The sequence below is a fragment of the Marinitoga sp. 1155 genome (assembly GCF_001021175.1).
GTDB lineage: Bacteria > Thermotogota > Thermotogae > Petrotogales > Petrotogaceae > Marinitoga.
On the sequence record NZ_AZAX01000004.1, the window covers coordinates 94961 to 105199 of the forward strand.

General features: G+C 25.7%; 15 protein-coding genes and 1 tRNA gene. 9 read left to right on the forward strand and 7 right to left on the reverse strand.

The features are described 5' to 3' along the window. The first annotated feature begins 2 nt into the window (after nucleotides 1-2). Both X274_RS02365 and X274_RS02370 read left to right on the forward strand, forming a co-directional pair. Nucleotides 3-293 carry a hypothetical protein gene (locus X274_RS02365; protein WP_047265194.1) on the forward strand — a complete coding sequence of 97 codons (291 nt, stop codon included), beginning with the start codon at nucleotides 3-5 and terminating at the stop codon, nucleotides 291-293. A gap of 5 nt (nucleotides 294-298) precedes the next feature. After that, nucleotides 299-679, forward strand: coding sequence for a hypothetical protein (locus tag X274_RS02370; protein ID WP_047265195.1), 381 nt, complete (start codon nucleotides 299-301; stop codon nucleotides 677-679). Between the two features lie 211 nt (nucleotides 680-890). Here the strand turns inward: X274_RS02370 and X274_RS02375 are convergent, their stop codons facing one another. Genes X274_RS02375 through X274_RS02385 form a run of 3 tightly spaced genes read right to left on the reverse strand, consistent with a single transcriptional unit; the run spans nucleotide 891 to nucleotide 2289 of the window. Beyond that, nucleotides 891-1292 (reverse strand): hypothetical protein, encoded by a 402-nt coding sequence (locus tag X274_RS02375; protein WP_047265196.1) that lies wholly within the window; start codon nucleotides 1290-1292, stop codon nucleotides 891-893. A gap of 21 nt (nucleotides 1293-1313) precedes the next feature. After that, the gene (locus X274_RS02380; protein WP_047265197.1) at nucleotides 1314-1736 is read right to left on the reverse strand and encodes a hypothetical protein; all 423 of its coding nucleotides are present in this window, start codon (nucleotides 1734-1736) and stop codon (nucleotides 1314-1316) included. Then, complete coding sequence (locus tag X274_RS02385; protein ID WP_047265198.1) at nucleotides 1726-2289, reverse strand: hypothetical protein; 564 nt, start codon at nucleotides 2287-2289, stop codon at nucleotides 1726-1728. The genes X274_RS02380 and X274_RS02385 overlap by 11 nt, the downstream gene beginning before the upstream one ends. A 408-nt stretch (nucleotides 2290-2697) precedes the next feature. On the opposite strand from X274_RS02385, the gene X274_RS02390 reads away from it, so the two are divergent. From X274_RS02390 to X274_RS02400, 3 genes are read left to right on the forward strand one after another with little or no spacing between them, the layout of a single operon-like run. Next, entirely contained in the window at nucleotides 2698-2997 is a 300-nt protein-coding gene (locus X274_RS02390; RefSeq protein WP_047265199.1) for a phage holin, LLH family, read from the forward strand. Next, nucleotides 2997-3287 (forward strand): hypothetical protein, encoded by a 291-nt coding sequence (locus X274_RS02395; protein WP_047265200.1) that lies wholly within the window; start codon nucleotides 2997-2999, stop codon nucleotides 3285-3287. Before X274_RS02390 ends, X274_RS02395 begins: the two co-directional genes overlap by 1 nt. Next, the gene (locus X274_RS02400) at nucleotides 3284-3847 is read left to right on the forward strand and encodes a hypothetical protein (protein ID WP_047265201.1); all 564 of its coding nucleotides are present in this window, start codon (nucleotides 3284-3286) and stop codon (nucleotides 3845-3847) included. The genes X274_RS02395 and X274_RS02400 overlap by 4 nt, the downstream gene beginning before the upstream one ends. Nucleotides 3848-3913: 66 nt before the next feature. Here the strand turns inward: X274_RS02400 and X274_RS02405 are convergent. The 3 genes from X274_RS02405 to X274_RS02415 form a co-directional block, all read right to left on the reverse strand. Then, a tRNA-Glu gene (locus X274_RS02405) sits at nucleotides 3914-3988 on the reverse strand. 43 nt (nucleotides 3989-4031) lie between these two features. Beyond that, nucleotides 4032-4916 carry a sugar transferase gene (locus tag X274_RS02410; protein ID WP_084822603.1) on the reverse strand — a complete coding sequence of 295 codons (885 nt, stop codon included), beginning with the start codon at nucleotides 4914-4916 and terminating at the stop codon, nucleotides 4032-4034. 25 nt (nucleotides 4917-4941) lie between these two features. After that, entirely contained in the window at nucleotides 4942-5469 is a 528-nt protein-coding gene (locus X274_RS02415) for a DUF402 domain-containing protein (RefSeq protein ID WP_047265202.1), read from the reverse strand. A 171-nt stretch (nucleotides 5470-5640) separates the two neighbouring features. Between X274_RS02415 and X274_RS02420 the strand changes: the two genes are divergently transcribed. From X274_RS02420 to murB, 3 genes are read left to right on the forward strand one after another with little or no spacing between them, the layout of a single operon-like run. Beyond that, nucleotides 5641-7281, forward strand: coding sequence for a DNA repair protein RecN (locus tag X274_RS02420; protein WP_047265203.1), 1641 nt, complete (start codon nucleotides 5641-5643; stop codon nucleotides 7279-7281). Next, nucleotides 7271-7885 (forward strand): HEAT repeat domain-containing protein, encoded by a 615-nt coding sequence (locus tag X274_RS02425; RefSeq protein WP_047265204.1) that lies wholly within the window; start codon nucleotides 7271-7273, stop codon nucleotides 7883-7885. The genes X274_RS02420 and X274_RS02425 overlap by 11 nt, the downstream gene beginning before the upstream one ends. 2 nt (nucleotides 7886-7887) lie before the next feature. Beyond that, the gene (gene murB / locus X274_RS02430; RefSeq protein WP_047265222.1) at nucleotides 7888-8784 is read left to right on the forward strand and encodes a UDP-N-acetylmuramate dehydrogenase; all 897 of its coding nucleotides are present in this window, start codon (nucleotides 7888-7890) and stop codon (nucleotides 8782-8784) included. A 10-nt stretch (nucleotides 8785-8794) separates the two neighbouring features. On the opposite strand, the gene X274_RS02435 is transcribed toward murB, so the two are convergent. Then, complete coding sequence (locus X274_RS02435) at nucleotides 8795-9505, reverse strand: tetratricopeptide repeat protein (RefSeq protein WP_047265205.1); 711 nt, start codon at nucleotides 9503-9505, stop codon at nucleotides 8795-8797. A 141-nt stretch (nucleotides 9506-9646) separates the two neighbouring features. Between X274_RS02435 and X274_RS02440 the strand changes: the two genes are divergently transcribed. Beyond that, the gene (locus X274_RS02440) at nucleotides 9647-10078 is read left to right on the forward strand and encodes a Fur family transcriptional regulator (protein ID WP_047265206.1); all 432 of its coding nucleotides are present in this window, start codon (nucleotides 9647-9649) and stop codon (nucleotides 10076-10078) included. The last annotated feature ends 161 nt before the right edge of the window (nucleotides 10079-10239 follow it).

The following is a 10239-nucleotide window of genomic DNA, read 5'->3' on the forward strand; positions in this document are numbered from 1 at the left end:
CTATGCACTATGAAAATTGTCCGTATGAAAAAAGAATAGAGCAACTTGAAAAAGAAATGAAAGATAGAATGCAACAAGATGCTATTCAAGAAACAATACTAAAAATAATAAATGAACGTTTCGATAAATTAGAAAATAAAATAGATGGAATAGACGGAGAACTTCATAACGGACTAATTCCCAAAAAAGCAAGTCAATGGTTTTATAGTTCGGTTGGAAAATGGGTATTGGGGTTAATAGGTACAAATGTAATTACGATCATAATTTTATTATACAAAGTTTTTCAGAGGTGATGTAAATGAATTGGGAAGATTATAGAGCAAAGCTTATTATCGCAGTTATGGGAGAAGCTGAAAGTTGTAGCTTTTTTGAAAAATATCTAATTGCTTGTGTTGGTTGGAACAGATGGTTTCATCAGAAAAAGTATAGATTTAATCCATTGGAAAAAGATTTTCTTGGATACAGAAGAGAAATTATAATAAATGATGTTTCAAGAGAAAAAATGGAAGAAAGTATAAAGGCAGTGGATCGAGCATTTATAGAACTCAATGCAGGTAATAAAAAATATAACGATCTTTTCTTTTTTAATTTGTCAGGTAAAAAACCGAGTACAATTTTCAAAGTTGAACCTGTGATTTTTGATAAAATTGTGCATACTTTTTTCAGAATAATTGATTAAAGAATGAGAAATTGAAATGAAATATTTTCTTAAAACGTATAACACTCTATAAGGGTGTTATTTTTTATTTTATATGTAAATTATTACATTTGGTATTAAAAGTATCAGGAAACGCAAAATATTGTATGTGGTATGTATTTTTAGGGAAATTAATATAAAAGAGTTTAAACTATAAAATAAGTACAGCAAAAAAAATAATAGCCCATATGGGCTATTTATTTAATTTAGATTTTATAGTCTTTAGATATTCATCCATCTTCTTCATTGTATTTTCAAAATCTTTTCTTTGTTGTTTAGATAATTTATTTTGTTCATAACGAAATTTTCTAGACAAAATAAATAATGTATGATAACCGGCACCTATTTTAGTATTAAATTTAGGATCAATATATTCTTTGAATTTTTCAGAAATACTTTGGTGATTCAAATGTTCGATATCAGTTGGTTGGAGATAACATTTTATTATTTCCGAACATTTTATAGCATATTTATAAAAAAGGTTTGTGTAATAATGACAGCCCCATGAGTTTGTATTATTGAAATTTTCATGTTTTTTTATATAATTACTAAGATTTTCATAACTTTCCGCTTTCTTTTTGTAATCTAATTTCATACAACCACCCACGAATTAATATTATATTGAACGAGTATTTTTTAAATCGAAATTGTAATCTTTAGCTGGGTTGGTTGTTACAAAGAAATCACAATGATATTCTTTTAAAACTTTTTTCATTTCTAATTCAAAATCTAAAATTTTATCCGAAGTATTTATATTGATATTTTTTAAGAAAAAATAAAACTTGATTTTTTTATTATCAGAAAAAATTTTATAATATATCTTTTTATATCGTAAATTAGGTATTTTATGTTTTTTTGCGACTTTTTCTATTGTAATAAGTAATTCTTTCATTTCTTTCTGTTTTTTATTTATTTGTTTGAAATCCTGCGGTTTATAGAAATTAGGTGAAATAAAGCTTTTTTCAGTTTCCTGAAACATTGTATTATATAATAATAATATTTTATTATTTTCTTTTCTCCTGATTGTTTTATAAGACATTATTATCACCTTCAAAGTATTCATGTATAAAATTTTCATTACTATTCCATGTATCTTTAAAATTATCTTTTTCTATTTTGCTTAGTATAGAAATTATTTGTGATTTATCCACTTGATATATAGAAACAATTTTATTTTCTAATTCAAATTGACTAAATATGTAAGATTTAATATTGTTTAGTTTTTGATTTATAACCTCAAAAGTTTTTTTGTTTTCTTGGTAGGTAAAAGTTGCCAAAAAAATATTTATGTTATCTTTATAGTTCGCAGTAATAAATTTATAAAAATCTAAGGATTTATCATAATCAATAGTTGCATCTATTAATTTATTATCTCTTTTTATTTTATAAATACCTAAACTTTGTTCGAGTGTCTCATCAGAAGTATCGAATTTTTGCAAATCAAAATCTTTAGAAAAAAAAATGGTTAAAGCGTCATTACTTTCTTCACCCATATCCTTATTTTTTATATTATATAAATTTTTATATTTTTTATAAAAATCGGATGCATCCTTTTTATTTTTGAAAACATAAAATACATTATGTAATATCACTTTGATCACTCCATTATTCACTTTTGTATACTTATTATAGCATAAAAATTATAGTTTTTCCAGTAGGGAACATTACAATTAAAACAATATAACCTTTGTGAAACTGAGTAAAAATGTTACCGAAAAATAAAAAGCTAATGGCAGATTCTGCCGTTAGCTTAGAAAAAAAAGTAGAATTTTGTAGGATCCAAAACGGAGGGGGCAAATCCAAAAATTATACAGCCAACATGAAAAAAATATTCAAATAAAAATGACCGGAATAATATTCCTGTCATTAGCGAAATGATAAGACGTTTAGACAATGATGAATACAAATTTGTAAAAACCTACAAAATGTCGGTTTTGAAATTCCAGTATGAGGCTTGAGAAAGCCTCTTTTTTTATTACATTTTAGAAAGGAGTGAAATTATGGAAATTATTGTGTATGTATTAGTAGGCGTTGCATTTTTCTTAGGGAATTTTTTACTACATTCAAAAAAGATGGAGAGCAAAATTAAAATTGTTAGGAAGATTGTTACTCATGTCGTGGAATATGTAGAACAAATTGGAAATCTAAAAAATTTGCATGGAGAGCAAAAGAAAAAGCTTGCGATGAATTTGGCCAAAAAAGTTTTATCAGAAATGCATATAAAAATATCTGACAATCTATTAGACACAATAATTGAAAGTATAGTGTTTTACCTTAATCTTCAGAAAGGAGTGAAATAATGGATTTGAAAGACTGGAAAGTATGGTTAGTAATAGTTGCTGGAATTTTTGCTTTCTTATTACCTTTTGGAATAAAAACATTGCAATATCAAGAGCAAAACACAGCGCAAGTTCAGGAGTATTTAAATCAAGAAGAAGATCAGATTATTGATGTTATCATATATGATAACAATTATGAAGATGCAAAAAATCTTTTGGCCATAAAATATCCAGGATATGTAATAGAAGATTATGTTCATCTTAAAGAAAAGAAAGCATATCTTTTTAGATTAAAGAAGGTGGAAAAATGAAATTAGAAATAGGAGATGTTTTATTATTGCCAACAAAGAAAGTTGAAACATACAAAATTATAGCGTCTGTTTTGGGACAAAATATAGCTAAGTTAATAAAGAATATAACTGATCAAGATTATTTGCACGCAGAAATGTATATAGGAAATGGATATATTATGGCTGCATGGCTAAATGGAGTTCATATTGCAAAATATCCATTAGAAATACTTAGACATTTCGATGTTTATAGGCATAGAAACAAAAGAGTAAAAACAATAATAAGAGAAAAAATAAAAGAAGATTTAAAAGCATTTGTAAATGGAGAAACTACAAAATATATAGCAAGACCTTATGATCTACAAAGTTTAATATTAAATTCTGTTTCAGAAATAATTGGAATAGTTGCTGATGAAGAAAATTTTGAAGATTCATTAAATTTTGATAATCCGAATGCTTACATATGTAGTGAATTGATAGCAAGAATTTATCACGATGCTGGAGTTGATATAAAACAAAATCTTGAATTTGTTAGTCCGGATGATATAGCTAAAAGTGAAGAAATGATAAAGATATTGTAAATAAAAAAGAACTGCTCTGGATCTATCAGAGCAGTTCGTTCTATAAGTAAAAATACTTATATTGATTGGTAGCCCCACGGGGAATCGAACCCCGACTCTCGGACTGAGAATCCGATGGACTAGCCGTTATCCTATGGGGCCATATCAATCTATATTATATCATAAAAAATATATTTTGTAAATATTATAATGAACCATTATCTTTAAAAATTGCTAAAAAAGTTAATAATAATATTTTGATATCAAGTAAAAGATTTTTATTTTTCACATAATATAAATCATATTCTGTTTTTATTTTATAATCTTCCAGTGATGTTGTATATTTATATTTTACCTGAGCCCAACCTGTTATTCCAGGTTTTACAAACAATCTATAATTATAAAAATCGATATGTTCTTCGCACATTTTATGGAAACTAAGCATTTCTGGTCTTGGCCCTATAAAATTCATATTTCCTTTTAATACATTTAAAAATTGAGGTATTTCATCCAGCCTTGTTTTTCTTAAAAATTTGCTAAATGAATGAACTTTTTCATTGTGAATAGTTCTAAATTTATACATCAAGAATTTTTCTTTATTTTTTCCGATTCTAATTTGTTTGAATATTATAGGTTTCCCAATAGTTAATAGGTTAATTATTGATATTATTATAAAAAGGGGAAAAGTCAATATTAGTGAAATTAAGGCTAATGTTAAATCTAAAATTCTATTTTCCTTTTTACTTAAAAAAAATTCAGAATAATAATATTCAAATTTTTTTAAAACATCAAGTGGTATTCTTTTTAAATGTTTTTCTACTAATTCTGGAAGTATATTGATAATTATTCCTTTATTTTTAACAATTTCTAACTCATTTTTTATATAAATTTCTAATTCAGGATCAGCAATTAAAATTCTATCATGATATTTAATTTTTTCCATAAAAACTTCTGGTGATGGATTTAAAAAATCACCAAATATAATTTTTCCATTTGATTTTTTTTCTATTTCATTTATAATTTCTTTAAGTTCATCTTTTTTCCCTATTACAAGATATTTTATCATTTTCTCACCCAATTGTTTTTTCATTATATATTTATATGTATAATGTATATTATCCTAAATCAATTAGCCACTCAATAGATTCTTTGTTTATTTCAGTCATCAATGAGTTTATGGGATTTTTGTATTTCTGGAAAGAATTTATTAAACGCGTTGATTCTATCAATACAGAATAGAAATCATGACTAGTGATATTCCCTTTTTTGAATTCTTTAATTAACTCATCCATATCCTCTATATTAAATGCCATGTCCCTTTTAATAATAATATCTAATTCTAAATCAAAGAATTCAATTATGTCATTTTTTTTTGAATATTTTCCAAAATCTATGTAAATTAAATAATTTTTTATATCACAATCATCAGAGGTTAGAAATGAAGTAAGCATAATCATTTTATCTGGAAGAAGTAATCTTTTTATTTTTTTTATTGAATTATGATTATCTAAAATGATCCATTTTCTTTCAATGCCGAAAGAATTGTTAAAACTATATATAGTTTCAATATCAACATTTACCTCACGAGTTGGCGATAATAACCATTCTTTCTTATTTTTTAGATTAAATTTATAGTGTTTCATATTATATTTCCTTTCTTTTTATATTAAGAATATTATAACATATATATAATATTTGGTCAAATTTATGTCAGGTAAATAAAAAACATATTTTCACTTTTCATACAATCTAATTTTTATTTTTAAAGAAAATGATGTAAAATATACTTAGAAAAGAAAAAGTGGAGGTGCCATATGATCCATTCATTGGCGATAAAAAATTTTGGATTGTTTAAAGATGTAAATGTGGACTTTTCTGAAGGAATAAACATTATTACCGGCGAATCTGGAGCAGGAAAATCGATGTTTGTAAAAGCTTTAATTTCTTTATTGAGTGGAAAGGTTCCAAAGAACTTAAGAAATAACGAGGGTTCAATTTCTGCATATATTACTGTTGATGATAAAGTAAAAAATGAATTAAAGGATTATATAGATATTACAGAAAACAATGAAATAATACTTAATGTAAAATTTAATGAAAAGAGATCTGTTTTCAGGGCAAATGGTACTATTATCCCAAAAACTATTTTAGAGAAACTGGGTTCATATATAATGGAAGTTCATACCCAAAATTCGCAAGTTTTATTAAGAAATCCAAAATATCATAATCAAATAGCATATAATATATTTAAGGAAAATATAGTTGATTTAATTATAAATTATGAAGAAAAATATAGAGAATATTTATCTTTAAAAGAAAAACTGAATAATATTCCTACTGATCCGTCTGAAATATATAGAAAAATCGATATTTTGAATTTTCAAATAGATGAAATAGAACATATATCACCACGAGAAAATGAAGATGAAGAATTGAAGATTGAATATAAAAAATTGAGTAATATAGAAGAAATAAAAAGTAAATTAGAAAAGTCAATGGCTATTTTAAAGGATGAAGAGAAAAATATAGATATATTTATTGGGGAGATTGTAGAAGATCTTTCAGATATTTCAAATTATGGTTTTGAAGAAGATTTAAATATGGCAATTTCTATTCAGGATATGATAAGTGAATTATACAGCAGTCTAGAATCTAAGTTATATGATCTCGATTTAGATCCTCAAAGATTAGAAGAAGTAGCTAATAGACTTAATGAAATAATGAATTTAAAAAGAAAATATGGTCCTGCGCTTGAAAATGTTTTTGAAAATTTAGAAAAATTTAGAATTGAATTAAAGGAATTAAATGATTTAGAAAAAATATTAAATGAAATTAATCCGATGATTGAAAGTAAAAAGAAAGAATTATTTGAAATTGGTGAAAGAATAAAAGTAAAAGGAGAGAAAATATTAAGAAAAATAGAGGATAAAATAAAAAAAGAACTTTTAGTTTTAAATATGAAATATGCAGAAATATTTTTTGATTTTAAGAAATTAAAAGAACCCGGGAAATATGGAACATATAGTATTCGTATATTGGCTAAAACTACCCCTCAATCACCGTATTTACCTTTAGAAAAAATAGCTTCTGGTGGGGAATTGTCTAGAATTATTCTGGCAATAGAAAAGGTAATTGGTGAATCGCATTTGGTTGAAACAATGCTTTTTGATGAAATAGATTCTGGAGTTGGTCAGAGAATTGCGGATGTGATAGGAAAAAAATTAAAAGAATTTTCAAAAGTTAAACAATTGATAGTGATTACTCATATGCCGCAAGTAGCTAATTATGCCGATAAGCATTTTAAAATATATAAAATTGATAAAAATAATGAAATATATTCTCAAATTATTGAATTAGATGATAAAAAAAGATTAGAAGAAATTAAAGAAATGTATGGAGAAATAATTATTGATAAAGAAGTCTTTAATAAAGAGGTGGCTGAAAATGAGACGTGAAGATGTGATTCAGAGAATAATAGAAGAAAAGGGAGTTAATGCTATACCTGTTTTGATAGACATGATGGAAAATAGTGATTCAGAAACATATTCTCTAATAACAGATATAATTGATGTGTTAGGTGATGAAGCAAAAAAGTATCTTTTTAATGAATTTATAAAAAGATTCGAAAGAAGAAATCTGGATGATGTTGTAATGCTATATTTGATAGATGTATTATCTGAGATGGAATGTCAGGAGTTGAAGCCCTATCTGGAAAGAATGATGAATTTATATTCAGATGAAAGAGCTTTTCCTATAATATTAGAAGCTTTGTTGAGAATAACTAAAGATGAAAAATATATAGATATTTTAGCTACATTTTTAGATGATAAAGGAGATATTCAGGAATTGGCAATAATGGCATTAGCTGAATTGCCCACGAAAAAAAGTATAAATTATTTATTAAACAAATATATGGAGAATATAACGAAATCAGAGAAAGCTCTTATTCTTGATTCGATTCAAAAAATGATTTTTAAGAAAAGAGAATTATTTAATGAGGTAAAAATTCATCCTGCTGGAGAGGAAATTTCTGAAATGTTGGAGTGGATGTTAAAGTGAATATGGAAATAGGTAGAGATTTATATTTGTTAGGATGTAATGTATTAGTCAATGAATCTCTTAGATTACATACAACTTTTAAATTAGGAGGAGTAGTTTCATTATTTGTTATTCCAAAAACCAAAGAAATATTTATAAAAGCAATAAGGTATTTAAAGAATAAAAATATTGATTTTAGAATAATAGGTGGAGGAGCAAATCTTATTGTAAAGGATGAATATATGGATTTTATTGTTGTTAGTACAGAATTTTTAACGGGTTATAATATTCAAGATGAATATATTTATTCTGAAGTTGGTATTCCTTTTTCGCGATTATCATATATTGCAATGGAAAATTCGTTATCCGGTTTGGAGTTTGCCTGCGGAATTCCAGGTACTCTGGGTGGAGCATTGTTTATGAATGCGGGAGCATATGGAGGGCAGATTTCAAATATTATTAATGAAGTAGAAGTTTTTGATTTAAAAGAAGAAACAATTAAAAAATTAAATAAAGAAGAGTTGGGTTTTGATTATAGGAAAAGTATATTTCAAGAAAGGAGATATATAGCTTTAAGTGCGAAGTTAAAGATGGTTAAAAAAGAAAAATATAAAATCAATGAAAAAATGAAAGATATGTCTATTAAAAGATGGAAAAAACAGCCTCTCGAATATCCTAGTGCAGGAAGTATATTTAAGAGGCCGCGTTCGGATTTTTATGTTGGAACCACAATTGAAAAACTGGGATTAAAAGGTTATTCAATTGGGGGAGCCCAAATTTCAAAAAAACATGCGGGTTTTATCATAAATAAAGGAAATGCGAAATTTTCGGACGTATTAAACCTTATAAATTATGTAAAGAAAACAGTAAAAAATGAATATAATGTAGAATTAGAAATAGAACCAGAAATATGGGAATAAGGAATGATACTTATTGTAATTTTTTTAATTCTTCCTTAGATAATTTTTTTGATTCTTTTCCCTGTTCTATCCAATCAGGATGTAAAGGCATTGCAATAACTTTTTCAAACATTTGTTTAGCTTTATCATATTTTTTCCATATTTTATATAAAATCCCCAATTCATAGTATGTGTTAACATATCCTGGTTCTATTTCAGCAGCTTTTAATAAATATTTTTCGGATTTTTTGTAATCATTTAATGGCCATGGAACATCTCTATATCTCATTCCAAGAGCAATATATGCAGTATACAATGTTGGGTCAAGTTTTATAGCTTGCTTTATATGAGTATCAAAATCCCCAAGCATAAACAAGCTAGAAACAATTCCCTTATATTGGGCAAGACGACCAATTGCTGCTCCTAAAGCATAATGAGAGTAGCCGATGTTTGGATTTAATTCTACAGATTTTTTTCCAATTTCAACTGCCTTCTGATAAATTTCTTCTTTTTTATTTTTTTCGACACCCCAATTGGCGTATTCTGTTAATGCGTTACAGTATAAAGCAAGCATTGAAGCATCATTTGTATATGAACTTAATTTTTCTAATAAAATTTTCATTTCATGAATTTTATGATAACTATTAATAACTTTAAATTCAGAATAAAGTTTTGTAAAACTTTGAGCGAAGATATTTGTGAAAAGGAATAAAAATAGTAAAATAATAATAGTTTTTCTCATCTTATCCCTCCTATTTTGAAATTATTAATACAATTATATCACAAAAATTAAGAAAATGTATCAAGACTTGATTTTTTTTCTTAAATGGTATAGAATTAAATTAGAAATGAAATTAATACAAATTTGAGAGGGTGTGATTATATGAGTACTGAAGAAAAGATTGAATATATTAGCGAAATATTGAGGGAAAAAAGCATATCTCCATCTTTGCAACGTATACAAATTTATAAATATCTTATGGATAATCAGGTTCATCCAAATGTTGATATGATTTATAAGGCATTGGTAAAAACAATTCCAACATTGTCTAAAACAACAGTATATAACACATTAAAGCTATTTCAATCTAAAGGGTTGGTAAGTGTTATAACTATTGAGGAAAATGAAGCGAGATTTGATATCAATACACATTTACACGGGCATTTTAAATGTATAAGTTGTGGAAAAATTTTTGATTTTGATATTAAAGAAATTTCAATTGATTCAAATCTTGAAGGAGAAAATAAGATTATTGATCAACAATTATATATTAGAGGGTATTGTAAAGAATGTCTCAAAAAAATGGAAGAATAAAAAAATCCTGCTTTGCAGGATTTTTTTATTCTATTTTTGTATTTTGTGATTAAACTGACTATGTTACAAATTTTTGAATTTAAAAAGTTAAGTGTTACTTTTTTGTGTTTTTATGGTATAATAAATAATGAAAATAAAAAATGAGCGAATTCAATTTAGAG